Source organism: Paenarthrobacter sp. AR 02 (assembly GCF_021538675.1).
Taxonomy (GTDB): domain Bacteria; phylum Actinomycetota; class Actinomycetes; order Actinomycetales; family Micrococcaceae; genus Arthrobacter.
On record NZ_JAJUKH010000001.1, the window covers coordinates 489359 to 514576 of the forward strand.

The window sequence follows — 25218 nt, forward strand, 5'->3', positions numbered from 1 at the left end:
AAGGAGTCCCCTTGACCTCCCCCTCTATTCCCCGCAGCCCCTCGGTCTGGAACAGCATTGGCGGCCTCGCTTACGGGGGCGACTACAACCCCGAACAGTGGCCCCGGGACGTCAGGCTCGAGGACATTGAGCTCATGAAGGAAGCCGGCGTCAACTTCCTCAGCGTTGGCATCTTCTCGTGGGGCCTCCTGGAACCCAGCGAAGGCAATTACGACTTCGGGTGGTTGGACGAGGTCATGGACAACCTCCACGGAGCCGGCATCAAGGTAGCCCTCGCCACGGCCACCGCTTCACCGCCGGCCTGGCTGGTCCGCAAGTACCCGGAAATCCTTCCCGTCACGGCGGAAGGCATCCGACTGGAGCGCGGATCGCGACGTCACTACACGCCGTCGTCAGCTGTTTACCGCCGGTATGCCACCGGCATAACGCGCGTGATCGCCGAGCGCTATAAGGACCACCCCGCGCTGGCGCTCTGGCACGTGGACAACGAACTCGGCTGCCACGTTGGGGAGTTCCACGGCGAAGAAGACGCCGCCGCTTTCCGCGCTTGGCTGGAACGCCGTTATGGCACCATCGAAGACCTGAACGAGGCTTGGGGAACGGCATTCTGGTCCCAGCACTACGCCTCATTCGACGAGATCATCCCACCCGGAGCGGCCCCCACTACGCTCAATCCGGGCCAGCAACTGGACTTCGTCCGATTCAATTCGTGGGCCTTCATCGACTTCTACAGGGAACTATTGGCCGTGATCCGCGAAGTCACTCCCAACGTGCCGGCAACCACCAATTTCATGGTCTCCAGCGCCACGAAAACCCTGGACTACTTCGACTGGTCCAAGGACATGGACGTCATCGCCAACGACCACTACCTGGTGGCGGCAGATCCTGAGCGCGCCATCGAACTCGCCTTCAGCGCCGACCTCACCCGTGGCGTGGCGGGCGGAGATCCGTGGATACTCATGGAACACTCGACGTCGGCGGTCAACTGGCAGCCCCACAACCAGCCGAAAATGCCCGGCGAAATGCTCCGGAACTCACTGGGGCATGTGGCCCGCGGCGCAGACGGGGTGATGTTCTTCCAGTGGCGCCAAAGCAAGGCAGGCTCCGAGAAATTCCACTCGGCCATGGTTCCCCACGCCGGCCGCGACACCCAGGTGTGGCGGAACGTCGTGGAACTCGGCGATGCCCTGGACAAGCTCGAACCTGTCAAGGGGTCCCGGGTGGAATCGCGCGTTGCGATCGTCTTCGATTACGAGGCCTGGTGGGCTTCCGAACTGGACTCGCACCCGAACAACTCCCTGAAATACCTCGACACGATGCGCGCTTTCCACCGCTCTTTGTACCTCCGTGGAGTGACTGCGGACTTCGTCCACCCCTCCGCCGACCTGTCCGGATACGACCTCATCCTGGTCTGCACGCTTTACTGCGTGACGGACGCCGCGGCAGCTTCGATCGCCGCGGCAGCCGAGGGTGGCGCTACCGTCCTGATCAGCTACTTCAGTGGCATCGTCGACGAACGGGACCATGTCCGGCTGGGCGGTTACCCGGGCGCTTTTCGGGATTTGCTGGGCGTCCGCAGCGAGGAATTCCATCCGCTTTTCCCAGGCGCTTCGGTCACGCTGAGCGATGGAACTGTTGGCACGGTCTGGAGCGAACACGTATCTGCAGGCGCCTCCACAGACGTCCTGGCAACGTTCACCGGCTACCCGCTCGATGGTGTGCCCGCACTGACCCGGCGCACCGTCGGCAGTGGTTCGGCCTGGTACCTCGCAACGCTTCCGGACAACGACGGCATCGACGCACTGGCCGCCCGACTCATCGAGGAAGCAGGGGTGACGGCCGTGACCGAGTCCTCACCCGGCGTCGAACTGACCAGGCGGCGTGCCGAAAACGGCCGCAGCTTCCTGTTCGCCATCAATCACAGCCGCGAGGACCAGGCCGTCAAGGCCGACGGCGACGAGCTGCTCAGCGGGGCCCGCTTCACTGGCGTGGTTCCCGCCGGGGCGGTGGCCGTCATCGCGGAGGACTGACACAAACCCCGCCTTAAACGAAGCGCCCCGGGCGGATCACGAATGATCGCCCGGGGCGGTTCCCGCGGATTAGGACTAGCTGATGGCGGACTTCATTTCGTCCACGGCTTTCTTGCCCGCTTCGTCGGTGGAGAGCCTGTTGAACAGGACTTCGGAGGTGTAGCGCTTCACGATTTCCTGGATGGCGCCGGCACCCTTCGGCGGTGCGGCCGGAGCATCCCCGAGTTCGCCCTTGATCTGGTCGATGAAGGTCACTACCTTGACATCGGCCTTGGCGAGCTTGGGCGCAATGGCATCACGCACATCAGAGTTCGGGTAGACGCCGCGATCAGCGAGGAGGGCTTCGCCGGCCTTGACGTTGTTGGTCAGGAAGTCGATGAACTTCGCTGTTTCTTCAGGGTGCTTGGTGCGGGAGGAAGCGGACCAGAACTGGGAGGCCTTGTACCAAAGCTTGGCGTCGGCAGCCTTGCCGGTCTTGGACGGGAAGCGCAGGATCTGCAGCTCACCGCCGGCAGCCTTTTCGAGGGCCGGAAGCTGGTTGGACCACCAGAAGGCGAGACCGTTCTTGCCGGTTGCGAGCCCACTCTGGTCCAGCGGCGCAGCTTCGGCTTCAACTACCTCCGAGGCGGACGGGACCGCCTTCTTCTCGCTGAGTTCCTTCAGGAAGCTCCACCACTGGGCAATATCGGAGGGTTCGAAGCCCAGTTTGCCGTCATCGGTGTAGAGGGACTTGCCGTTTTGCCGGAGCCATACTCCAAGGGAAGCCTCATCGGTTCCATACGCCGCGGCTCCATAGGTGCCCTTGGGCGACTTGGCGGTGACCTCGGCCGAGATCCGCTCGAAGTCTTCCCAGGTCCAGGTTTTGTCATCGGGCAGTGCCACGCCTGCCGCCTTGAAGACGGCGGGATTGGCCAGGATGGTCGCAGCGTTGATGCCTGCCGCGATACCGGTCAGGCCCTTCTCGCTCTTACCCGCATCCAAGGCCGCCGCGTCCAGCTTGGATGTATCAATCTTGTACTTGGAGAGGTCCAGCAGTGCGCCACGAGTGGAGTACTCGGTGATGTACTTCTCGTCCATCTGGATGATGTCCGGGGCGTCATTGGCGGCAACCTGGGTGGCCAGCTTGTCCCAGTAGCCGCTCCAGTCTCCATACTCGGGCTTGATCTTGATGTTGGGGTTTTCGGCTTCGAAGGCCGCGATGGCTGCCTGGGTTACCTGGGCCCGCTTGTCGCCGCCCCACCAGGCGAAGCGAAGCTCCACTTTTCCGTCGGCGCTCTTGGCTTCCGAGCCGCCACCGCAGGCGGTGAGCGCCAGGACCGCGGCGGCCGTTGCCGCGACGAGGGCCGAGGCGCGGAGCCTGCGCTTGGTTCGGCGGGGGGCTCCTGTTGTTGCGAGGGCGACTGCTTCACCCTTGGGTTGTGCGGGCACTGTTGTCTCCGATCTTCATTGATCCTGATGCGATGTGGGAAAGCGTTTTCTTGGTTGTGATTATGATACGAGTCACATTCTTGTATTACAAGATAGCGACTTGTATTAGTTGCTGGAACTTACGACGGCGCACCGGTCGGCCGTCGACGGCCGGCCTACTTGATACCGGTGGTGGCGATGCCCTTGATGAGGAATCGCTGGCCGAACAGGAACACCAGGAACACCGGGAACAACGACACGATGGACATGGCGAAGAGTGATCCCCAGCTGGTTGCGGACTGCGAATCGACGAAGGCGCGCAGTGCAACGGGGACTGTGAACATGTCCGGATCCGTCAGGTAGATCAGGGCTCCGAAGAAGTCGTTCCACGTCCAGATGAACGTGAAGATGGTGGTGGTGGCCAAGGCCGGCACCATCAGGGGCAGGATCACGCGGAGGAAGATCCGCGGGTGTCCGGCGCCGTCGATGCGGGCCGCCTCGTCAAGCTCCTTTGGAATGCCGCGGATGAACTGGACCATGAGGAACACGAAGAACGCATCGGTGGCCAGGAGCTTGGGAACGATGAGGGGCCAGAAGGTGTTCACCCAGCCGATCTGGGAGAACAGGATGTACTGGGGCACGATCACCACGTGGAAGGGCAGCATGATGGTCAGCAGCATGATGCCGAAGAACAGCTTCTTGCCGGTGAACTGCAAACGGGCGAACGCATAGGCGGCCATGGAGCACGAGACCAGGTTGCCCACGATCGAGCCCAAAACCACAATCGCCGAGTTGATCATGTAGTGCCCGAACGGGTGGGTCAGGGCCGACCAGCCGTCGGTGTAATTTGTCATGTCCAGGCTGTTCAGCCAGAGGCCCGGTTCGCGGAAGATCAGGTCATTGGGCCGCAGGGAAGAAACCACCATCCACAGGAGCGGGTAGATCATGACAAGCCCCACCACGATCAGGATGGCGTGCTTGACCAACCCTTTGACGCGGGCACTACGGCTGAAGGCCAGGTTTCCGGGCGATTCACGGCGGCGCGGAGCCTTGCCCGGCTCGGTGGTTTTTGCTGCGGGAAGGCTCTGGAGTTTAGTCATCGTAGAACACCCAATACTTTGAAGCGATGAAGTTGATGGCGGTGAAGACGCCGATGATGACCAGCAGGACCCAGGCCATCGCTGAGGCGTAACCCATGTCGAACTGGCCGAAGCCCTTTTGATACAGGTACAGCGTGAAGAACATGGTGGAGTCGGACGGTCCGCCGTTGCCGCCGGAGACGATGAACGCCTGAGTGAAGGACGGGAACGAACCGATGATCTGGAGCACCAGATTGAAGAAGATGATGGGGCTCAGCAACGGGAGGGTGATCCGCCAGAACCGCTGGAGGGTGGTGGCGCCGTCAACTTCCGCGGCTTCGTAGTACATGTTGGGGATCTGGCGCAGGCCGGCCAGGAAGATGATCATCGGAGCGCCAAACGTCCACACATGCAGGAGGATGATCGAGCCAAGAGCTGTGCTGGGATCCGAAATCCAGCCGGGTCCTTCGATGCCCACCATGGCCAGGACCTGGTTAACCAGGCCCGTGGTGCCGAAGATCTGCTTCCAGAGGATGGCAACGGCGACGGAACCACCAAGGAGTGACGGCAAGTAGAAGATGGAGCGGTAGAAGGGCAGGCCGCGAAGACCCTTGTCCAGGACCAGCGCGATCAGCAGGGCAACGGCCAACTGCAGGGGAACACCCACCAGTACATAGGTGAAGGTGACCCGCAATGAGTTGTGGAGGCGGGCGTCGCCGAACATCCGGACGAAGTTGTCCAGGCCCACCCATTCCGGAGGCTGCAGGAGGTTGTAGTCCGTAAAGGACAGGTACAACGACATCAGCATGGGGCCCACCGTGATGGCAACCAAGCCAACGAGCCAAGGAAGAAGGAAGATGTAGGCCGCTTTGTTGTCGCGGCCGTTAGCCTTCTTCTCTTCCTTGGTCATGGGGCCCTTGCGGCGGGTCATCGTTGAGAGTTCCCCAATGGCACTCATGGATTCCCCCTCTCCGGACCGCGAACGCCCTGCGGCGTCCCCGTGTGTACTACAGCGGCCATGTGGTCTCCTTTGGTCATCGTGGCCATCCACGGAGTTCGAGTCTGTTGATGCTTGCCTTCCGGGATGCCGTCGATCTTCCGGCACTCCCCTGAGTTACCGGGATTGGCTCCCGATGTTCAGCGGCTCCGTACCAAAGTAAACGTTTTCTTGACCCATGTACAGCCTTTTGCTAATTTTTGAGAAAGCGTTTTCTTACGAAGCCGCCAGCATCGATTTCCCACGCTGAAGAAGCCCGGCGTGCGCCTCCGCACACCCTCCCGCATCGATAAGGCAGGACACCATTGTCAACCAACCCCAGCGCCTGCCATGACTCCCGCTGACATGGCCGGAACTGCTTTTCGTCCGAGTGCGCTGGCCGGGTATGAGGACTGGCCAGGCTACGCGCCACACTTTCACCGGGCCGGGTCGGCCACCGCCCAGGAACTCAGCGACGTGCTTGGCATACCGGCTGTCGTCCCGGACCTTGGATACACGATCCACTCCGAAACAGCGCACGACGACGTCATCACCACCCGCCTCTCCTGGCAGTTGGGCTTCGGGCCGAGGACGTCCGCGTGGCTCGTGCGCCCAGCCCACAGCACCGGCCCGCTGCCGGGACTCCTCGCGATGCACTGCCACGCCGGCATCAAGTCGTATGGCGCCGAACGGCTCGTGAAGCTTCCTGCCGGGGTCGAAGACCACGACGCCGATAGCCCTTTCCCGGGTGGCTTCGGCCCCGTGCCGCCAGGGTTGCAGGCGAAGCTCTACGGCGGCCGGGCCCTTGCCACCTGGTTGGCCCTACAGGGCTTCGCGGTCCTTGCCCACGACGCCTTCATGTGGGGCAGTCGTCGTTTCGGGCTCGACCCCCTGCCCTTCCGCTCTGCCACAGCGGTAAGCGGCCAGCAGTCGCTCTGGCGGGAGGCCGGCGTCGAACCTTCCGCGTCGGCGCTCTACGACGCCGCGGCCGCAGCCCACGAGGAAACCGTGGCGAAAGCTGCGACGCTGCTGGGCAGCAGCGTCGCCGGGACGGTGGCCCATGACGACCTCGCGGCGCTGGACATCCTCTCCTCGCTCCCGGGAGTGGACCAACACAGGATCGGGTGCCTCGGCTTTTCCGGCGGCGGCGGGCGGGCGATGCTGCTCGCGGCCCTCGATTCCAGAATTCGCAGCTACGTGGTGACGTGCATGATGACCACGTTCGCCTCGCTGTTGCCGTCGTACCTGGATGCGCACTCCTGGTTGCTGCACTCCCCCGGCCTCGCCCAGCTGGGCGACTGGCCGCACCTTGCCGCCCGGTCCAGTGCACGCGCGCTGGTCCAGTACGCCCTCGATGACCAGCTCTTCCCGGAACAAGGAATGGGCGACGCCCACGCCCACCTCTCCAGCGCACTACCGGAGCTGTACACCGGTACTTTCTGGCAGGAACCACACGTCTTCAGCAGAGCCATGCAAGACGAGGCAGCAGCTTTCCTCACCGAGGCCCTGCAGTTATCGGCCACCAAAACAACCCACGAACCTGACCCCGCTAGGACAGCATCATGACGCAACAATTGGCCACCACAACAGCGGAGGGCCCAACACGGCTTCCCCGCGTCGCACTGGTAGGTGTGCACGGCTTCGGCGAACGGCACCTGGAGAACCTGGATCGGCTGAGTGCTGCAGGTGCCTTGGAGCTGGTGGCAGTCGCCGATCCGAACCCACCGGCCAAGGACACACTCGAACCGGGAGTGGATATCCACGCCTCGCTCGACGAACTCCTGGCCGCCGGAGTGGCCCCCGACGTCGTCATTATCTCCACGCCCATCCAGACCCACGCGCCGTTGGCCATTGCTGCACTCAACGCCGGAGCCAACGTGTACCTCGAGAAACCGCCGGTGGCCTCCATGGTGCAGTACCGGGAAGTCATGGCGGCGGCCGCGACCGCCGGCCGCCTGGTCCAGGTAGGGTTCCAGAGCCTGGGTTCGGACGCCCTCCCCGCGATCGAAGCACTGGTGGGGGCCGGTGCCATCGGAGAGGTGCGAGGCTTCAGCGCCACAGGCTTGTGGCTCCGGACCAAGGCTTATTTCAAACGGTCCCGGTGGGCCGGCAAGCGCAGCCTGAACGGTACGGACGTGGTGGACGGAGTGGCCACCAACGCCTTGGCGCACGCAGTGGCCACCGGGTTGTGGCTGGCCGGGGCAAGGACCGTGGCGGATGTCGAATCCGTGGACACCGATCTTTACCGTGCCAACGACACCCAGAGTGACGACACCTCCGTGGTGCGGGTACGCACCACCCACGGCACGGTACTGACGTGTGCACTGACGTTGTGCGCGCCGGAGCAGTCCGCACCGTCGGTCACCGTGTACGGCACCGAGGGCCAGCTGACCCTCTTCTACACGGAGGATCGGTTGGAGATCACCACGGCTGGGGGTGTCCGGACTGAGACGTTTGGGCGGAAGGATCTCCTGGAGAACCTGCTTGCCGCACGCACCCACGAGGACCTGCTCAGCCCTCTCGGTGGGGTTGGCGCCTACGTGTCAGTGCTCGAAGCCATCCGGACAGCGGATTCGCCTCGAGCGATCCACCCCGACTTCATCACGTGGGACGGCGACGGCGACGATGCCCACCCCGTGGTGCACGGCATCGAGTCCCTGATCCGTCGCGCTGCCTTGGGGCATGCCACCTTCGCCGAGCTCGGAGCGCCGTGGACTGCAGCAGGTGGTCCGGCGTTGGAGATCGACGGCGCTCCCGTCGCTACCGTCCAGGACGGGACCCGCATCCGGCCGACCTCGTCCCCCCGCCCCTACCTGCACCCGGTGCGGACCCTTGCCGGCACTGTAGTCACCGACCACATCCCGGAAGACCACGTGTGGCACCTTGGCGCAGGTGTTGCCCTCCAGGACGTGGATGGCGTCAACTTCTGGGGCGGCCGGACCTACACCCGCGACGCCGGCGCGTACGTCTGGCGCAAGGACCACGGCCGCATCGTCACCGAATCCGCGGAGCACAGTAACGGGCAGCGGCGCGAACAGCTGGGCTGGATAGGGCCCGACGGCACCCGGCTGCTCCGCGAACAGCGCGAGTGGCGCTGGGCCGCCGTCGGGAATTCAACGTGGAAGCTGACGCTCGACTTCACGCTTGAGTCAGCAACCGGTCATCCGGTCCTCCTGGGCAGCCCCGGTTCCAACGGGCGGCCGCAGGGCGGTTACGGCGGCTTCTTTTGGCGCTTGCCCAAGGTCAGCGACGCGACCATCTGGACTCCGGGCGCCCGCGGCGAGGACGCCGTGCACGGCAGCGTGGCGCCGTGGTTGGCGTGGTCGGGAACGTTCGACGCCGGAACCTCCGGCGCCGCGCACGTCACCGGAGACCCCGGTTTGGGCCACCCGGCAACACTCGTCTTCCTTGCCTCACCACAGGCGCCGGACCCATGGTTCGTGCGGCATTCGGGCTATCCCGGAGTCGGATTGTCGTTGGCCTGGGATGCCCCGGTGCCCACCGAACCCGGGAACCCTGTCCACAGGACCGTCACGGTGCTCATCACGGACGGCTTCCTGGCAACACAAGACATTGAACAGCTCATCACTACCTTGGGGGAATCGGCATGACCACGCCAATACAGTCCACAACGCCCACCACAGCACTTACCGCCCCCGGCAACGTAGCCGACCGCGCAGTGAAACGCCGCCGCGTACTGGACATCCTGGACGCCGCGGGCCGGGACTCGCTCCTGCTCACCACCAACACCGCGCTCACCTGGTACCTGGACGGCAGCCGGATGCACATCAGCCTCGCCGGCGATCCCATTGCTGCCCTCCTGGTGGACCGCTCCGGCGACCACCTGGTGACATTCAACAATGAGGCCGGGCGGATCGCCGGTGAGGAATTGCCGGAAGGGGTTAGCCTGTCCACCGTTCCGTGGTACGGCCAACTGCATGCCGCGGCCGCGGGACTGGCCATCGACGGGAACCCGTTGGTGGAAGCGGCCGTGACCACCGAACTGCGGGCGGCCCGCCAGCAGCTCTTGCCAGCCGAGTCCGCCCGCTACGCTGCACTATCGGCGGATGCTGCGGCTGCCATGACCGAGGTCCTCACCGCAGCAACCCCCCAAACCACCGAATTCCAGCTGGTCTCGGCGCTTGCCGCCAGGATCGTCGCGGCTGGGGCCGAGCCCTTGGTCCTGCTCTGCAACGGTGCCGATCGGAGCGATTTCCGCCACCCCCTGGCCACCCACTCGCCCATCGGCAGGCGCGCCATGGCGGTGGTGTGTGCACGCCGGAACGGTTTGGTTGCCAACGTCACCCGTTGGGTAGCGTTCGACGCCGGCTCAGCGCAGGAGCTCGACGCCGAGGCCCGCATCGCAGCCGTTGAGGCCGACATCTTCCGGGCCACAGTCCCCGGGGCACAGCTCAACGAGGTCTTCGCCGAGATCAAGACTGCCTACGCGCGGCACGGCTTCGGCGACGATCAATGGACCCTCCACCACCAGGGTGGGCCCGCCGGATATGCGGGCCGCGATCCCCGGGTCACCGCAGACGTAACGGACACCATCGTGCTCAACCAACCTTTCACGTGGAACCCTACGGGGCCCGGCGTGAAGATCGAGGACACTGTGTTGCTCACGGATTCCGGCCTGCGTGTCCTGACCGTTGACGACCGTTGGCCGACCGCGGAAGTTGACGGCCGTCGTCGTCCGCTGACGTTGCGTCCCTAAGCCCTGTTGCGTCCGTAAGCCCTGCAGGGCCCATACGAAAGGGGCGGGTCACCATCACGGTGACCCGCCCCTTCTGCGTGTGCCTAGCCAACCAGGGTGAGCACACCGTCCACGCGACGCGGGATACCAAGCGGGTTGGCGTCGTGCAGGGCTGGGTGCAGCACGCTCTCAGGCGCATCCTGGTAGGCCACCGGGCGCTGGAAACGGCGCACAGCGGTGGCACCCACCGAGGTGAACAACGACGTCGTGGCCGGGTACGGGCCACCGTGCTGTTGTGCCCAGTTCACGGTGACACCGGTAGGCCAGCCATCGAACAGGACCCGGCCGGCCAGGGTGCTGAGCTGCTCTACCAAGCCGGAGACATCCTCGCCGGGCTGGGCATGCACCGTGCCGGTGAGGCTCCCCGGCACCTTCGCGAGGGCTGCCGACAGCTCCTCTTGGTTCGCATATTCGATGAGCAGGGTGGTGGGGCCGAAGCACTCTTCCAGCAGTTCATCCGGTCGTTCCAGTACATTGGCGGCACTGGTGGAGAACACCACTGGCGCGGCACCGTCGGCCAGGCTGTCCTGCTGGACCGTGCCACTGACGACGGCGACACCTGGTTGGTCCGCGACGCTGCGCAGCCCATCCGGGTAAGCCTCGGCGATGCGCTCGGTAAGCATGGCAGCCGTGGGCTTGTCCTTGCTCGCCTCGGCCAGTTGTGACGCGAAATCGGTGCCTGCAGGGATAAAGACCAGTCCGGGCTTGGTGCAGAACTGGCCCGCGCCCATGGTGAAGGAACCGGCCAAGCCCGCAGCGAGCTGCTGGCCACGCTCGGCCAAGGCATCCGCGGTGATGACCACCGGGTTCAGGCTGCCCAGCTCACCATAGAACGGGATGGGTTCCGGGCGGGACGTGGCGAGGTCGAACAGTGCCCGGCCACCGGGAATGGAGCCCGTGAATCCCACCGCTTTGATGGCCGGATGCTGGACGAGGGCTGTTCCGGCCTCGCGGCCACTGACCAGTGCGAAGATGCCGTCCGGGGCCCCGGCCTTGGCCAGGGCTTCCGTGACGATCTCCGCGGTCCGCTCGCTCAGGCGCAAGTGACCTGAGTGGGCCTTGACGATCACCGGGCAGCCGACGGCCAGTGCGGACGCGGTGTCGCCTCCCGCCACGGAGAAGGCGAACGGAAAGTTCGACGCCGAGAACACCGCCACCGGTCCGATCGGACGCAGGATGCGGCGAAGGTCGGGCTTGGGCGGGGTGGCCGTCGGGTCGGCGTGATCGATGACGGCCTCAAGGTAGGAGCCCTCGGTGATCACTGTGGCGAACAACCTGAGCTGTCCACTGGTCCTCGCTACCTCGCCGGTGAGCCGGACGGCGCCCAGGCTCGTCTCGGAATCGGCGATGGCCACCAGCTCGGTGACGTTGGCGTCCAAAGCGTCGGCGACGGCGGTCAGCCAGGCCGCGCGTTCGGCGTCACTTGCCGTTGAGGTCACCTTGAACGCTGCGGTTGCGGCGTCCGTGATGGCGGTCAGGTCAAGAGTTGCTGTACTCAATGCGGTTTCCTTTGCTTTCAGGGGCTGGCACTTTTAGGTGCTGCGAATGCTGCCCGGCGAAGTCGAAGCCGAGCCCGATGCGGCCGGCACTGCTGAGCCTGCTGTTGTGGATGCGTACCGGGGAGGGCCCGGCCAGGATGCCGAGCTGCTCGAACGAGGCATCTTCCACGTCCTCAACCCTGACGGCCTCGGCCAGGGTGAGGGCCAGCTGCCCGGAGAGCTCCGGAAGCAGGTGCGGTGCCACCCTGATGCTGTTGGCACGGGCCAGCTCAACGATCCTGCGGAACGGGGTAATGCCACCCACCCGGACAATGTTGGGCTGGATGATGTCCACGGCTTCGGCTTCGATGAAGTCGCGGAAGCGATAGATGGTGTGGACGTTCTCGCCCAGGGCAATGGGCACCGGTGACTGCTTGCGCAGGCGGCGGTAGGCCCAGAGGTCGTCGGCGCGGATCGGTTCTTCCAGCCATTCCAGTCCGTACTCCCCCAAAACATCCACGGCACGGAAGGTATGGGCCAGGTCCCAACGCTGGTTGGCGTCAATCATGAGCAACCGGTCCGGGCCAATGACCTTCCGAACGGCGGCGACGCGCTCGGCGTCTTCCCTGAGTTCGGGCTTGCCAACCTTGATCTTCACCGCATTGTGTCCGGCAGCAACCCATCGTCGGGCCTGTTCCACCAGCTGCTCCAGGGTGTAATGAAGATTCACTCCGGAGCCATAAACCTCCACCGATTCCCGGCGTTGGCCCAGGAGACCGGTGACAGAGGTCCCTGTCTGCCGTGCTTTCAGGTCCCACAGGGCAAGGTCCACACCGGCCATGGCGATGGTGGTCAGGCCGCCCCCGCCGGCTTCGTGCAGCCGCTTCCACAGCTGATCCCAGACAATGTCCGCGTTCGCTTCCAAACCAACAATGAACGGTGCGATGTCGTGGTCCAGCAGGGCCTTGACCGCCTGGGGACCGATGGTAGGTGTCCACGAGAAACCATGGCCCGTGCCGCCGTCGTCCGTAGTCAGTTCGGTGACGATCACGTGGTTCTCTGGCGCCTCTGCACCCCAGCTGCGCAGCAGCGGGACCGTGATCAGCCGGGTGGCCAGGCCCGTGATGCGGGCCGCCATCAGCTGCCGGCCAGCTCGTGGCCCTTGGCCAGGATGGACTTGAGCTCCAGGAGTTGCTCCTCCGAGGGGTCAACCAGCGGCGGGCGGACGGGGCCGACCGGCAATCCGGCGAGGCGAAGTCCGGCCTTGATGAGGGAGACGCCGAAGCCCGGAGTCTGGTCACGGAGACGGACCAGCGGCGCATAGAAGCCCTCGAGCAACGCGTGGCGTCGTTCTTCGTCACCGGAAACGTAGGCGTCGTAATAGGCCTTGGCGATCTCCGGTGCCATGGCGAAAGCGGCCGAGGAGTACAGGGGAATGCCGAGACCCCGGTAGGCGCCCTGGGTCAGTTCGGCCGTCAGCAGGCCGTTGAAGAGTGCGAAGTCCTTGCGTCCGCTCGCGTTGATGGCCGAGACGATTTCCTGGGCCAAGCCGACGTCGCCGATTCCGTCCTTGAAGCCAACCACCTTCGGGTTGGCGGTCAGGCGGGTGATGGCTTCGGCAGTGAATTTGGCGGTGCCGCGGTGGTACACGATCACCGGAAGGCTGCTCGCCGCGGCGATGGCTTCGACGTACGCCACCACGCCATCGGTGGGCCCGGTGACCAGGTACGGCGGGAGCACCAGGAGCGCATCCGCACCGGCTTCCTCGGCCACCTTCGCGGCGGCGATGGCGTGGCCCAGCGGACCACCGGCACCGGAAACTACCGGCACGGCACCTGCAACGGCCTCGACGGCGGCAGTGACCACCGTGCGGATCTCGTCAAGGGAGAGCGCATGGAATTCGCCGGTGCCGCAGGCCGGGAAAACGCCGCCCGGGCCGAAGGGAAGACGGGAGGTAATGTGCTCTTTCAGCAATGCCACATCTACGGTGCCGTCTTCAGCGAAGGGAGTGACGGGGAAGAACAGTACGCCGTCGAAGTTCATGGTGTCTCCTTGGTTGCTCCCGCCGGGACCAGGCCGGCGTGGATCTCGTCGTTGAGTGCTGCTTGTTCGGATGCTGCGGTGTCCGGGCCCTCGTAGGGCGGAGTGAGTTCGGTCCGCCACGTGCGCTCGGGCTCCCAGCCGAGGAGTTCCCGCGCCTTGTCGATCGAGAACGCCGGGCTGGTCCCGGTAAGGTGTTCGGTCAACGGGCCGCTGCCGGGGAGGAAGCGTGGGAAGAGCTCTGCGAGGGGCGCGGTGGCCAAGGCATCCTTCGCGCCAACAAAGAACACCTCGCCGTTCGGGATCGAATCCATCTTGTCCAGAAGCACGTCCAGGAAGTCGGCCACGTCCCGGGCATCCACGTAGTTGAACTGCGCGGGCGCCGAGAGGGCGGGATTGTCCAGGCGTTCGCGGACCGTGTGCCCCTGCTGCGTCAGGGCACCTTCCCACTCTTCGGGGGAAATCACATAGCACGGACGGAAGGCCGCATATCTGATCTTCTCGCCCTGGGCGGCCGCAAACATCTGTACGGTTTGTTCGGCGATCAGCTTGGACAGCGCATAGGCGTTCCATGGCTTGGGCGGCGTCTGCTCGTCCAAAGGGAACGACGGCGGCAGCCATCCGGCCGGTGAGCCGTAGCCCAGGGCGGTGGGACTGCTTGCCGTGACGATCTTCGGGACCCCTGCGTCGGTGGCTGCGCTGATGACCGCGTACGCGAGCCGGGTGTTGGTGCTGAAGATGACGTCCTCGGGTGCGCTGAAAGGTACGGCGATAGCAGCGAGGTGGATCACGGCGTCGGGCGCTGTTTCGCGGATGAGGCGTTCCGCCTCCCCCGGCGCCAGCAAGTCTGCGGTGTATTGCTCAGCACCTGCCGGCAGATGCTCCGCCGGGACGGCGTCCCGGTCAACTGAGATCACCGTGTGGCCGGCTTCGGCGAGGCCGGCCACAACGCTGCGGCCAAGCCGGCCGGAACCGCCGGTGACGAATATCCTGCTCATTCTTTGTCCTTGCGTGGGTAGTGAACCGGTCAGCCCTGGCTACGGCTGAGGTCGGCGCCGAGGCCAAGTTCGCTGATGCGGACGGGAAGGTCGGTCTCAAGGGACTGGTTGCCGGCGATGCCCACCGAAACGGAACGGAGTCCGTCGATATACCCGGACGGGCGGCCCAACGGATCAACGCCGGGGCCGTTGAAGAGGTCCGAAAGCAGGAGGTTGTCGCCGCCGCCGTGGCCTCCTTCGCCGTTGATGATCGGGACTTCGTAGGCCGCTTCCCAATGGCGCTGGACCACCAGGCGTTCGCCATTGCGGCGCACAGCGTCCTCTTCCTCGATCGGTGTGGCGCTCGGGTCCACCACGGTCTTCTTGTCGGTACTGGATTCGACGGCGGCGCGTTCCACCACCTCAAGCTCAGCCCGGCCCTCGGTGCCGTTGACGGTGACGCGGTAGCCTTCCCACGGGCTGTGGGCGTTCAGCGAGTAGGTCAGCGTGGGTCCGCCCTGGTAGTCCACCACCAGCGCGAGGTTGTCCTCAATGGTGATGCCTTCGGTGAAGACGTCCTGGTCGCGGAGGTAGCCGTCGAACTTCTCGTTGTCGTAATACAAAGCCTTCAGGCGTTCGTCCTCGCGCATGTCCAGGCGGAACGGATCGTGCTCAAGGCCATCAACGGTGCCGCGCTCCGGACGGGCTCCCAAGCCACGCTCTGCTGCGTTCTTGTCGCCGTAAAAGCGCAGGCCACCGGAGGCAAAAACGCGCTCCGGAACATCGTTGATCCACCAGTTAACAAGGTCGAAGTGATGGGAGGCCTTGTGGATGAGCAGGCCACCGGAGTTCTTCTTTTCGCGGTGCCAGCGGCGGAAGTAGTCAGCGCCGTGCACCGTGTCCAGGACCCAGCTGAAGTCAATGGAGGTGACTTTGCCGATCACGCCGTTCTGGATGACTTCCTTCAGCGCACTGTTGCGCGGCGAGTAGCGGTAGTTGAAGGTAACCACAACGTTGCGGCCGGTCTTGGCCACGGCCTCAGTAATACGGCGGCAACCCTCGACGTCGATGGTCAGGGGCTTTTCAACCACGACGTCGGCGCCCGCCTCGAGTGCCTCCACAATGTAGTCCGCGTGGGTGTAGTCGGGCGTAGTGACGATGACGCGCTCGATGCCGTTGGCTTGGATGAAGCTGGTGAGCTGTCCGGGCTCGAAGGAAGCCACTGGCTCTGTGCCGCCGAGCTCCTTGATGAGGTCCTGGTAGAACTGCACGCGGCCCTGGTTGACGTCGGATAGGGCAATAAGTTCAGCGACGTCCGCGTGCTGCCCGTAGATGGCCCGGATGTACATCTCGGAGCGGCCTCCGGTGCCGATGAGGGCAATCCGGGTTCGCTGGGGGCTTTCGTCCTGGACTGTAGTTGCGCCAGGTGCGGTCTGGGTCTCGGCTGAGTCGACGTTGACCATGTGGATGCCCCTTTCAAAGAGCAGGAGTGAACCGCTTGACGGCCCGGCTTCGTATGGGAAGAATCATGAGAAAGCGTTTTCTCAGAGCGTTATAAGCTTTGTATCAAGACTCTGGTGGTCACGTCAACCATTGCTCCAACGACGGAGCAAACGGGAGGCGGCCAATGGGAAGGGGCCACATGGCACGCAGGAACACCAACAGGCGCGTCGGGATCGCCGACGTCGCGGACAAGGCCGGCGTCTCGCACGCCACCGTGTCACGCGTCATGAACGGTAACGCTGCCGTGGACCCTGGAATCGCCGCGCGCGTCCGGGCCGCCGCGGCCGAACTGAAGTACCAACCAAACCCGGTAGGCCGCAGCCTTGCGCTGGGCAAGACTGACACCATCGGCATTGTGGTTCCGGACCTGGCCAACCCCACATTCCAGGCCATCCTTCGCGGGCTCAGCATCGCAGCCGCGCAGGACGGGTATCGCGTCCTCATCGCCGACTCCTCCGAAGTCACCAGCGAGGAAGCGATCCTTGCCGGCGAGGCCCGGCGGCGCTGCGACGGCGTGGTCCTCTGCGCACCCCGAATGTCGGATGCCGAACTTGAGGAACTCGCTCCCACCCTGCATCCGCTGGTACTCATCAACCGAACCACCGTGGCCACCAATACGCCCAGTTTGAGCGTGGACTACGGCCAAGGGATCCAGGAATTGGCCCAGCATTTGGTCTCCCTGGGCCACCAACGCCTGGCGTTCCTCTCCGGCCCCGAGCACAGCGCCTCAAACCGCCAGCGCCTGGCAGGGCTTGACCAGTTCCGCACCGGGCACCCGGACATAGAACTGCAAATGCTCGACGGCGGCTCCAACTTCGATTCCGGCCACGAGTCCACCGAAGCCATCATCGCCAGCGGCGCCACGGGAATTTTGGCCTTTAACGACCTCGTTGCCATGGGGCTGCTCAGCGGCCTCCACGAACGCGGAGTGCGCGTGCCCGAAGACATTTCAGTGACCGGCTTCGACGACATCCCGTTCGCCAAATACACCACTCCCCCGCTGACCACGGCAGCGGTGCCCATAAACGAACTGGGAAGCCTGGCCTGGCGGCGCATGCGCGAACAGATCCAGCAGGCCGGAGAATCCGCCACCCAGGCCCAGGACGAGTTCCCGCCCCGCGTGGAGATCCGCAAGAGCACCGCGGCGCCCGCCCTCAAGCCCGCGAGCTGACACTCAATGACAATGTTCGACGCGAACATTGTCATTGAGTGTCACTTCGGCGAGGGGTTGTTGCCCACTCCGGCCTCTTTGTAGAAGCCCTGGATGTGGGCCGCCACAAGCCGGGCTGCCGTGCCGCCGTCGTTGTTGTTCACGGCGTTCAGGATGGCGCGATGTTCGGCGCGAAGCCTGGTGGAAGTCGCGTTCCAGTCGGGCAGGTTTTCCGTCAAAGTGCTTGCGTAGTTCTCGATTGCGCCCCTCAGCGAGGCCATCATGGCGCTGACCACCGAGTTGCCCGCAGCCTGGGCTAGCGCCACGTGGAACCGGGCGTCGAGTGCAAGGAACGTGTCGATGTCCGAGGCCTCATCCATTTGGTCCAGCAGCGCGGCAGCTTCCTCCAAAGCGGGAACGCCGACCTGGGCCCGTTCGGCCGCCCAGGATTCCAGCAGCACGCGGGTCTCCACGATGTCGGCCACCGGAAGGTGGCGGGTGGCCACATGCAGCCGGAGGGTTGAGCCCAGGGCGGACCCCGGCTCCGCGATCACCACCGTCCCGGCATCCTTGCCCGAACCCACGCCGGCGCGGACCACCCCCATTGCCTCTAGGATCCTCACGGCCTCCCGCACGGATGTCCGCGAAACCTGGAGCTGCTCGGCCATGGCACGCTCGCCCGGGAGCCGGCCTCCGAGGGTGAGGTCCCCGTCAGACAGCTGCTTCTCGATCCACTGCAGGACCAACTCGTGGGTACGCATATCCGAAATACTAGTTGATGTGGTCCAACCACATGGATTACAGTGTGGTTAGACCACAGACTCTCAAGGGAGAACCTCATGACCGAGACACTGGATCCCAAGCTCACGGCCGCCCCCGCCAACGCCGGCAGCGACGAAAACGTGACCCGACCACCCCAGCCGCGGCCCGCCGTCGTGCAGCCGCCTGCCCTCAAGCGGCGCATCCCCAAGGTGTCCGACCTGGCGCCGCTGATGCAGTTCAAGAAGCCGGAGTTCAGCAAAGCCGCGCGCCTCAAGCGCGCCAGCACCATCTGGGAACTGCGAGAAATCGCCAAGCGCCGCACTCCGCAGGCACCCTTCGACTACACGGACGGAGCGGCTGAAGAAGAAATCACCCTGCGCAGGGCCCGCCAAGCCTTCCAGGACATCGAGTTCCGGCCGGGCATCCTGCGCGATGTATCGAGGATCGATCTCCGCACCGACATCCTGGGCCAGGAATCGCGCCTCCCGTTCGGCATCGCGCCCACCGGTTTTACCCGCATGATGCAGTCAGAAGGCGAATACGCCGGCTCGCAGGCAGCCGAGGCCGCAGGCATTCCCTACACCCTGTCCACCATGGGTACCGCGTCCATCGAAGACGTCGCCACCGCTGCGCCGAACGGCCGAAACTGGTTCCAGTTGTACCTGTGGACGGACCGCGACCGCTCGCTGGAACTCATTGAGCGGGCCGCGAAGGCCGGCAACGACACCCTCATGGTCACCGTGGACACCGCAGTAGCCGGAGCCCGCCTGCGCGATGTCCGCAACGGCATGACCATTCCGCCGGCATTGACCCTCAAGACCGTTCTTGACGCGTCCTACCGTCCGGCCTGGTGGTTCAACTTCCTCACGCACGAGCCCCTGACGTTTGCCTCGCTCTCCCGTTACACGGGCACGGTGGCGGACCTGATCAACTCCATGTTTGACCCCACCCTCACCTACGAGGACCTCGACTGGCTGCGGGAAACCTGGAAGGGCAAGCTGGTGGTCAAGGGCATCCAAACCGTCGAAGACGCCCGCCGCGTGGTTGACCATGGCGCCGACGGCATCATCCTGTCCAACCATGGCGGCCGCCAACTGGACCGCGCCCCGATCCCCTTCCACCTGCTGCCGGAGGTCACGTCGGCGCTGAAGGCCGACAACAGCCAGGCCGCGGTCATCCTGGACACGGGCATCATGAGTGGCGCAGACATCGTGGCAGCCCTGGCCTTGGGCGCGGACTTCGCCCTGATTGGCCGCGCCTACCTCTACGGCCTCATGGCCGGAGGCCGCGAAGGCGTGGACCGCACCATCCAGATCCTCGAAAAGGACATGACCCGCACCATGGCACTACTGGGCGTCAGCAAGGTGGCCGACCTGAACCCGGACCACGTCCGCCTGCTGCAGCGCTAGCCGCACCCAACCAGGGGGCGCTAGATCAGGCCCTGCGCCAGCATCGCGTCGGCTACCTTGACGAAGCCGCCGATGTTGGCGCCCACCAGGTAGTTTCCGGGCGCACCATATTCGTCGGCCGTTGCCGCGCAACGGTCGTGGATGCCCACCATGATCTCGGTCAGGCGCTGTTCAGTGTGCTCAAAGGACCACGAGTCGCGGCTGGCGTTCTGCTGCATTTCCAGTGCAGAGGTGGCCACACCACCGGCGTTGGCAGCCTTACCCGGGCCGAAGAGGATCCCGGCCTCCTGGAAGACCGACACGGCCGAGCGGGTGGAGGGCATGTTGGCGCCTTCAGCCACCGCGATGAGTCCGTTGCTGACCAGCTTGGCGGCAGCATCGCCGTCGAGCTCGTTCTGCGTGGCGCACGGCAAAGCAACGGTGCCGGTAACATCCCACACGGAACCGCCGGCCACGTGGTTGGAGCCGGGGCGGCGGGCGGCGTATTCGGTCAGGCGGCCGCGCTCGACTTCCTTGATCTGGCTCAACAGCGCGACGTCGATCCCGGCTTCGTCCACGATGTAACCGGCGGAGTCGGAACAGGCCACCACAGTGGCACCGAGGGATTGTGCCTTGGCGATCGCGTGGATCGCGACGTTGCCCGAACCGGAGACCACAACGCGCTGGCCATCGAAGGACTGTCCCCGGGTCTTGAGCATCTTCTGGGCGAAGATCACAGTGCCGTAGCCGGTGGCTTCGGGCCGGACAAGGGAGCCACCCCAGGAGATGCCCTTGCCCGTCAGCACGCCGGATTCGTACCGGTTGGTGATGCGCTTGTACTGCCCGAAGAGGTAGCCGATTTCTCTGCCGCCCACACCAATATCGCCGGCGGGAACGTCGGTGTATTCGCCGATGTGGCGGTACAACTCGGTCATGAAGGACTGGCAGAAGCGCATGATTTCAGCATTGGAACGCCCACGGGGATCGAAATCCGAGCCGCCCTTGCCTCCCCCGATCGGCATGCCGGTGAGTGCGTTCTTGAAGATCTGCTCGAAGCCGAGGAACTTGACGATTCCCAAGTACACGGACGGGTGGAAGCGGAGGCCGCCCTTGTAGGGACCCAGCGCGGAGTTGAACTCGACCCGGAAGCCACGGTTCACGTGCACGCGGCCGGCATCGTCGGTCCACGGAACGCGGAAGATGATCTGACGCTCAGGCTCGCACAACCGCTCCAGGACAGCGCCCTCAAGGAACTCAGGATGACGGTCGTGCACAGGACCGAGGCTTTCAAAGACCTCAATGACGGCCTGGTGGAATTCCTTCTCCCCCGGGTTCCGCGCCAACACGGTGTCCCGGACAGCCTCGAGCCTTGAATCCATGCGTCTTCCTATCCTCAGTACGCCGACCAGCGGCGGGACGATCAGTCCCGCCCATAGTTGCACCCGAGGAGGTGGGATCTCCATCCGGGGCGTATATGACCCTCAGGGAGGAGTTAACACAACTGTAGAAAATCGTTGAAAACACAAGGAAACCTGAAGTGAACAGAGGCTCACAATGTGAGCGGAATCACCCTGGCGTGCGCCCTATTACCGTTTGCGCCCGAATTTTGGCAGGTTGGGGAGGTTCGGGAGATTGGCGAGGAGGTCGGCGGCTTTCGTCGCAGCCCGCCCGACAGTCCGGCCAATCTGCTGGGGAACAGTGTCGTCGGACGTCGGGTCCAAGGAAACCGGAGTCGCACTGGCATGGACTTTTACGGCCTGGCCGACTGCGTCCGTACGGGTAGGGGCCTCTTCAGGGGCGACGTCCGGCGCAGCGGCGGCCACCTCGGTGGAAGGCGCGACGGCGGCCGGAGCCGCGGGTCCGACGTCGAACGTTTCCAGCCAACTCACCACACCGGCGAGCGGCTTGGGATTCAGGGCGTAAAACCGCTTCTGGCCCTGGGCGCGCATGCTGACGAGGTCCGCCTCGCGGAGCACTTTCAAATGCTTGGAGATAGTGGGCTGGCTTGCAGCCAGTTCTTCCACCAGTTCGCCTACAGCTTTATCCCCAGAGCGGAGGGAGACCAGGATGTCGCGCCTGGTTGCCTCAGCTATGACGGCAAATACGTCGTCAGTCACCATGTCTCCCACACTAGCGACATATACGCCAAAAGGCATCCCTATGTCGTTGTGATGCGGCCTGCAAAACGCGTTGCCGCGCGGGCGCTGCGCGCTGCCCCGCCGGGGATCAATCGAACCAGGGGTCCAGTCCGTACAACGGGAAAATCTCCTTGCGGGTGGCGATGACCGTCCGATCAACATCATCGGCCGGGTCGTAGCCGACCTCCCACGAGCGCCACCACACGTCGACGTCGTCGCCCATCTTCTCCGGCGCCCATACTCCATACGTTTCCTTCACGTATGTGCGCCATGCTTCGGGGACGGGCGCGCTCAGCGGGACCGGCCGTTGGGTCACCATGCCGATCAGGTGGCTCCACGCCCTCGGCACCACACCCGTTACGTCGTAGCCGCCTCCACCGGTGGCGATCCAGCGGTTGTCGCAGTAGCGGGCAGCGAGGCTCCCGACGGCGGATGCGGCCTCGCGCTGTCCGTCGACGCTGAGGGTAAGGTGCGTCAGGGGGTCGTCCCGGTGCGAATCGCAGCCGTGCTGGCTCACGATCACTTCGGGTTTGAACGCCCCCACCAATTGGGGCACCACCGCGTGGAAGGCCCGCAACCAGGCAGCGTCACCGGTGAATGTGGGAAGGGCAACATTGACCGCCGTTCCGGGTGCCTCCGGGCCGCCGGTCTCGTTGGCGAATCCTGTCCCGGGAAAAAGTGTCAGGCCGGTTTCGTGGAGCGAGATGGTCATGACCCGGGGATCATTCCAGAAGATGCTCTGCGTCCCGTCGCCGTGATGCGCATCCACGTCGATGCTGACGATCCGCTGCACACCGCCGTCGAGCAATCTTTGGATAGCCATGGCGACATCGTTATAGACACAGAATCCGCTGGCCCGCTCCCGGGCCGCATGGTGCATGCCGCCGCTGAAGTTCACGGCCCGAACGGCGCGACCGGACAGGATGGTGTCCGCCGCCAGCAGGGAACCGCCGGCAAGGCGCGCGCTGGCTTCATGCATACCGGCAAACGCGGGATCATCCTCGGTGCCAAGGCCCCGGCTCTCCTCGGGGCGGGTGGGGTCCGCGGAGACGCGGCGTACAGCGTCCACATACTCGCGGCTGTGAACGGTGTAAAGCTCGACGTCGGTGGCCACCGCGGGTGCCTCGACGGCCACGTGCTGGTGGTCGAAGAGCCCCAGGGAACCCGCCAGCCGCGCCGTCAGCTCGAGCCGTTGCGGCGCCATGGGATGGCCGGGGCCGAAGTTGTAGGCGGTCATGGCTGGGTCCCACACCACCGTCGTTGGCAGTGCGGAGCGCGTAATGCTGGAAGCAGTTGTTCCAAGCCCGGAGTTCATCCAGAACAGGCTACCTGAGGCTGGCGGGGCCCAGCGCCCGGTTACGCCGCAGGAATAGTGGTTTACTACTCAGGAAAGCTTGTTTCAACCGAGGAAGAGCGCCATGTCTCAAAGCCAGTCGCGGTCCACCAGCCCGACCAACTGGCAACCCAACCAGCCGGAGCGGGAAGGTCTGTGGATCTTCACCCGGGTGCGCGACTTCATCGACAACATTGCCAACACCTCACCGGCCCGACTGGCGCTGACCGTGTTCGCGGTGGTGATCCTGGTCTTCACGGGTTTGCTGTCCCTGCCCGCCGCTTCGACCAGCGGAACTGTCACACCCTTGCACCAAGCCATGTTCACCGCGGTGTCCAGCGTTTGCGTCACCGGGCTGACCGTGGTTTCCACCGCAGCCCACTGGACGTTCTTTGGGCAGCTGGTTATCCTGGTTGGCATCTTCGTTGGTGGCTTGGGCACCCTGACCCTCGCCTCGCTCCTGGCCCTGATGGTCAGCAAGCGGCTGGGCGTGCGCGGCAAACTCATTGCCCAGGAAGCCATGAACAACGCCGGCCGCCTCGGTGAAGTGGGTACCCTCCTCCGGATCGTCATTGTGACGTCCGTGGTCATTGAGGGAGCCCTGGCGTTGGCCTTGATCCCGCGCTTCATCATGCTCGGCGAAGATTTCTGGCAAGCCGTCTGGCACGGCGTCTTCTATTCGATTTCTTCCTTTAACAACGCCGGTTTCACGCCACACTCCGACGGCATCGTTCCCTACGAGACCGACCTCTGGATCCTCATTCCCCTCATGCTGGGCGTGTTCCTTGGCAGCCTGGGCTTCCCCGTGGTGATGGTTTTGCAGCAGAACGGACTCAACTGGAAGAAGTGGAACCTCCACACCAAGCTGACCATCCAGGTCTCCTTCATCCTGCTGGCGGCCGGGACAGTTCTCTGGGGCCTCATGGAATGGGACAACGTGCGGACCATCGCCAACATGAACCTCGGCGACAAGATCACCCATTCGCTGTTTGCCTCCGTCATGACCCGCTCCGGTGGCTTCAACCTGGTGGACCAGAACCACATGGAATCCACCACCATGCTCCTCACCGATGCCCTCATGTTCGCAGGCGGCGGCTCGGCTTCCACCGCGGGCGGCATCAAGGTGACCACCATTGCGGTCATGTTCCTCGCCATCATGGCCGAAGCCCGCGGCGACGCCGACGTGAAGGTCTACGGCCGGACCATTCCCCAAGGAACCATGCGGGTGGCCATCTCCGTGATCGTCGCAGGCGCAACCCTGGTATCCGTGGCAGCCTTCCTGCTGCTCTCCATCAGCGGTGCCTCGCTGGACAGGGTGCTTTTTGAATCCATCTCAGCCTTTGCCACCGTGGGACTGAGCACCAACCTCAGTGCCGAGCTGCCGCCGTCGGGCGTTTACGTCCTCACGGCGCTGATGTTCGCCGGACGCGTCGGCACCGTTACCCTTGCCGCCGGGCTGGCCTTGCGCCAGCGCAGCCAGTTGTTCCACTACCCGGAAGAGAGGCCAATCATTGGCTAGTACAACGGGGGCCGCCAACCGCCCCGCCCACAACGCCCCAGTGCTGGTCATCGGTTTGGGCCGGTTCGGTTCCGCTACGGCCGAACAACTGGTCAAGCAAGGCCGCGAAGTCCTGGCGATCGAGCGCGACAGGACCCTCGTCCAGAAATGGGCACCCGTGCTCACGCATGTGGTCGAAGCCGACGCCACCAACATCGATGCCCTGCGCCAACTCGGCGCACAGGAGTTCAGCTCTGCCGTAGTGGGTGTGGGCACGTCCATTGAATCCTCGGTGTTGATCACCGTGAACCTGGTGGACCTGGGCATTCAGCACCTGTGGGTCAAGGCCATTACACCTTCACACGGCAAGATCCTGACCCGGATCGGCGCCAACCACGTGATCTACCCCGAAGCCGACGCCGGAGTACGCGCCGCCCACCTGGTGTCCGGCCGCATGCTGGACTTCATCGAGTTCGACGACGACTACGCGATCGTGAAGATGTACCCGCCCAAGGAAACAGTGGGCTTCACCTTGGAAGAATCCAAGGTCCGCTCCAAGTACGGCGTGACCATTGTGGGCGTCAAAACCCCGGGCGAAGACTTCACCTATGCCCGGCCGGAAACCAAAGTGTCCGGCCACGACATGTTGATCGTGTCCGGACACGTGGACCTGCTGGAGCGCTTCGCCGCGCGTCCCTAGGAA

The 25218-nt window shown here is 64.5% G+C and carries 20 protein-coding genes; 8 read left to right on the forward strand and 12 right to left on the reverse strand.

Annotated features, from left to right (window positions below; all coding sequences use genetic code 11):
• The first annotated feature begins 11 nt into the window (after nt 1-11).
• Nucleotides 12-2030, forward strand: a complete 2019-nt coding sequence (locus LRQ04_RS02275) for a beta-galactosidase (RefSeq protein WP_235517375.1) — start codon at nt 12-14, stop codon at nt 2028-2030.
• Between the two features lie 75 nt (nt 2031-2105).
• Here the strand turns inward: LRQ04_RS02275 and LRQ04_RS02280 are convergent, their stop codons facing one another.
• The 3 genes from LRQ04_RS02280 to LRQ04_RS02290 all read right to left on the reverse strand — a co-directional run bounded on the left by LRQ04_RS02280 (nt 2106) and on the right by LRQ04_RS02290 (nt 5474).
• A complete protein-coding gene (locus LRQ04_RS02280; RefSeq protein ID WP_235517376.1) occupies nt 2106-3458 on the reverse strand; it encodes an ABC transporter substrate-binding protein in 1353 nt (450 codons plus the stop codon).
• Nucleotides 3459-3613: 155 nt separating this feature from the next.
• Nucleotides 3614-4537, reverse strand: a complete 924-nt coding sequence (locus LRQ04_RS02285) for a carbohydrate ABC transporter permease (protein ID WP_235517377.1) — start codon at nt 4535-4537, stop codon at nt 3614-3616.
• Nucleotides 4530-5474: a carbohydrate ABC transporter permease gene (locus tag LRQ04_RS02290; RefSeq protein WP_235517378.1), complete on the reverse strand. Its 945-nt coding sequence runs from the start codon at nt 5472-5474 to the stop codon at nt 4530-4532. The genes LRQ04_RS02285 and LRQ04_RS02290 overlap by 8 nt, the downstream gene beginning before the upstream one ends.
• A 369-nt stretch (nt 5475-5843) precedes the next feature.
• Between LRQ04_RS02290 and LRQ04_RS02295 the strand changes: the two genes are divergently transcribed.
• From LRQ04_RS02295 to LRQ04_RS02305, 3 genes are read left to right on the forward strand one after another with little or no spacing between them, the layout of a single operon-like run.
• Nucleotides 5844-7058: an acetylxylan esterase gene (locus tag LRQ04_RS02295; protein ID WP_235517379.1), complete on the forward strand. Its 1215-nt coding sequence runs from the start codon at nt 5844-5846 to the stop codon at nt 7056-7058.
• Nucleotides 7055-9103: a DUF6807 family protein gene (locus LRQ04_RS02300; RefSeq protein WP_235517380.1), complete on the forward strand. Its 2049-nt coding sequence runs from the start codon at nt 7055-7057 to the stop codon at nt 9101-9103. Before LRQ04_RS02295 ends, LRQ04_RS02300 begins: the two co-directional genes overlap by 4 nt.
• Nucleotides 9100-10209: a Xaa-Pro peptidase family protein gene (locus LRQ04_RS02305; RefSeq protein ID WP_235517381.1), complete on the forward strand. Its 1110-nt coding sequence runs from the start codon at nt 9100-9102 to the stop codon at nt 10207-10209. Before LRQ04_RS02300 ends, LRQ04_RS02305 begins: the two co-directional genes overlap by 4 nt.
• A gap of 83 nt (nt 10210-10292) precedes the next feature.
• Here LRQ04_RS02305 and LRQ04_RS02310 read toward each other — a convergent pair whose 3' ends face one another.
• Genes LRQ04_RS02310 through LRQ04_RS02330 form a run of 5 tightly spaced genes read right to left on the reverse strand, consistent with a single transcriptional unit; the run spans nt 10293 to nt 16206 of the window.
• Nucleotides 10293-11747, reverse strand: a complete 1455-nt coding sequence (locus tag LRQ04_RS02310; RefSeq protein ID WP_235517382.1) for an aldehyde dehydrogenase (NADP(+)) — start codon at nt 11745-11747, stop codon at nt 10293-10295.
• A complete protein-coding gene (locus tag LRQ04_RS02315) occupies nt 11728-12864 on the reverse strand; it encodes a mandelate racemase/muconate lactonizing enzyme family protein (protein WP_235517383.1) in 1137 nt (378 codons plus the stop codon). The genes LRQ04_RS02310 and LRQ04_RS02315 overlap by 20 nt, the downstream gene beginning before the upstream one ends.
• Entirely contained in the window at nt 12864-13769 is a 906-nt protein-coding gene (locus LRQ04_RS02320; protein ID WP_235517384.1) for a 5-dehydro-4-deoxyglucarate dehydratase, read from the reverse strand. The genes LRQ04_RS02315 and LRQ04_RS02320 overlap by 1 nt, the downstream gene beginning before the upstream one ends.
• Nucleotides 13766-14764, reverse strand: coding sequence for an NAD(P)-dependent oxidoreductase (locus LRQ04_RS02325; RefSeq protein ID WP_235517385.1), 999 nt, complete (start codon nt 14762-14764; stop codon nt 13766-13768). Before LRQ04_RS02325 ends, LRQ04_RS02320 begins: the two co-directional genes overlap by 4 nt.
• A 29-nt stretch (nt 14765-14793) precedes the next feature.
• Nucleotides 14794-16206, reverse strand: a complete 1413-nt coding sequence (locus LRQ04_RS02330; protein ID WP_235517386.1) for a Gfo/Idh/MocA family protein — start codon at nt 16204-16206, stop codon at nt 14794-14796.
• Between the two features lie 179 nt (nt 16207-16385).
• Between LRQ04_RS02330 and LRQ04_RS02335 the strand changes: the two genes are divergently transcribed.
• The gene (locus LRQ04_RS02335; protein WP_235517387.1) at nt 16386-17417 is read left to right on the forward strand and encodes a LacI family DNA-binding transcriptional regulator; all 1032 of its coding nucleotides are present in this window, start codon (nt 16386-16388) and stop codon (nt 17415-17417) included.
• A 41-nt stretch (nt 17418-17458) separates the two neighbouring features.
• Here the strand turns inward: LRQ04_RS02335 and LRQ04_RS02340 are convergent, their stop codons facing one another.
• On the reverse strand, nt 17459-18157 hold the full coding sequence (locus LRQ04_RS02340; protein ID WP_235517388.1) for a FadR/GntR family transcriptional regulator: 699 nt from the start codon (nt 18155-18157) through the stop codon (nt 17459-17461).
• A gap of 78 nt (nt 18158-18235) precedes the next feature.
• Between LRQ04_RS02340 and LRQ04_RS02345 the strand changes: the two genes are divergently transcribed.
• Nucleotides 18236-19567, forward strand: a complete 1332-nt coding sequence (locus tag LRQ04_RS02345; protein ID WP_305082596.1) for an alpha-hydroxy acid oxidase — start codon at nt 18236-18238, stop codon at nt 19565-19567.
• 20 nt (nt 19568-19587) lie between these two features.
• On the opposite strand, the gene gdhA is transcribed toward LRQ04_RS02345, so the two are convergent.
• The 3 genes from gdhA to LRQ04_RS02360 form a co-directional block, all read right to left on the reverse strand.
• A complete protein-coding gene (gene gdhA, locus LRQ04_RS02350; protein WP_235517389.1) occupies nt 19588-20925 on the reverse strand; it encodes an NADP-specific glutamate dehydrogenase in 1338 nt (445 codons plus the stop codon).
• 207 nt (nt 20926-21132) lie between these two features.
• Entirely contained in the window at nt 21133-21666 is a 534-nt protein-coding gene (locus LRQ04_RS02355) for a helix-turn-helix transcriptional regulator (RefSeq protein ID WP_235517390.1), read from the reverse strand.
• 106 nt (nt 21667-21772) lie between these two features.
• Nucleotides 21773-22999: an acetoin utilization protein AcuC gene (locus LRQ04_RS02360; RefSeq protein WP_235517391.1), complete on the reverse strand. Its 1227-nt coding sequence runs from the start codon at nt 22997-22999 to the stop codon at nt 21773-21775.
• Between the two features lie 103 nt (nt 23000-23102).
• Between LRQ04_RS02360 and LRQ04_RS02365 the strand changes: the two genes are divergently transcribed.
• Together LRQ04_RS02365 and LRQ04_RS02370 are read left to right on the forward strand one after the other, a co-directional pair.
• The gene (locus tag LRQ04_RS02365) at nt 23103-24536 is read left to right on the forward strand and encodes a TrkH family potassium uptake protein (protein ID WP_235517392.1); all 1434 of its coding nucleotides are present in this window, start codon (nt 23103-23105) and stop codon (nt 24534-24536) included.
• Nucleotides 24537-24576: 40 nt separating this feature from the next.
• A complete protein-coding gene (locus LRQ04_RS02370) occupies nt 24577-25215 on the forward strand; it encodes a TrkA family potassium uptake protein (RefSeq protein WP_011775951.1) in 639 nt (212 codons plus the stop codon).
• The last annotated feature ends 3 nt before the right edge of the window (nt 25216-25218 follow it).

Bases quoted from the DNA above. Each gene is read 5' to 3' on its own strand.
- LRQ04_RS02285 (WP_235517377.1), bottom strand. From the start codon at position 4,537: ATGACTAAACTCCAGAGCCTTCCCGCAGCAAAAACCACCGAGCCGGGC.
- LRQ04_RS02320 (WP_235517384.1), bottom strand. From the start codon at position 13,769: ATGAACTTCGACGGCGTACTGTTCTTCCCCGTCACTCCCTTCGCTGAA.
- LRQ04_RS02295 (WP_235517379.1), top strand. From the start codon at position 5,844: ATGACTCCCGCTGACATGGCCGGAACTGCTTTTCGTCCGAGTGCGCTG.
- LRQ04_RS02330 (WP_235517386.1), bottom strand. From the start codon at position 16,206: ATGGTCAACGTCGACTCAGCCGAGACCCAGACCGCACCTGGCGCAACT.
- LRQ04_RS02300 (WP_235517380.1), top strand. From the start codon at position 7,055: ATGACGCAACAATTGGCCACCACAACAGCGGAGGGCCCAACACGGCTT.
- LRQ04_RS02305 (WP_235517381.1), top strand. From the start codon at position 9,100: ATGACCACGCCAATACAGTCCACAACGCCCACCACAGCACTTACCGCC.
- LRQ04_RS02290 (WP_235517378.1), bottom strand. From the start codon at position 5,474: ATGAGTGCCATTGGGGAACTCTCAACGATGACCCGCCGCAAGGGCCCC.
- LRQ04_RS02360 (WP_235517391.1), bottom strand. From the start codon at position 22,999: ATGAACTCCGGGCTTGGAACAACTGCTTCCAGCATTACGCGCTCCGCA.
- LRQ04_RS02355 (WP_235517390.1), bottom strand. From the start codon at position 21,666: ATGGTGACTGACGACGTATTTGCCGTCATAGCTGAGGCAACCAGGCGC.
- LRQ04_RS02340 (WP_235517388.1), bottom strand. From the start codon at position 18,157: ATGCGTACCCACGAGTTGGTCCTGCAGTGGATCGAGAAGCAGCTGTCT.
- gdhA (WP_235517389.1), bottom strand. From the start codon at position 20,925: ATGGATTCAAGGCTCGAGGCTGTCCGGGACACCGTGTTGGCGCGGAAC.
- LRQ04_RS02325 (WP_235517385.1), bottom strand. From the start codon at position 14,764: ATGAGCAGGATATTCGTCACCGGCGGTTCCGGCCGGCTTGGCCGCAGC.
- LRQ04_RS02335 (WP_235517387.1), top strand. From the start codon at position 16,386: ATGGCACGCAGGAACACCAACAGGCGCGTCGGGATCGCCGACGTCGCG.
- LRQ04_RS02315 (WP_235517383.1), bottom strand. From the start codon at position 12,864: ATGGCGGCCCGCATCACGGGCCTGGCCACCCGGCTGATCACGGTCCCG.
- LRQ04_RS02365 (WP_235517392.1), top strand. From the start codon at position 23,103: ATGTCTCAAAGCCAGTCGCGGTCCACCAGCCCGACCAACTGGCAACCC.
- LRQ04_RS02345 (WP_305082596.1), top strand. From the start codon at position 18,236: ATGACCGAGACACTGGATCCCAAGCTCACGGCCGCCCCCGCCAACGCC.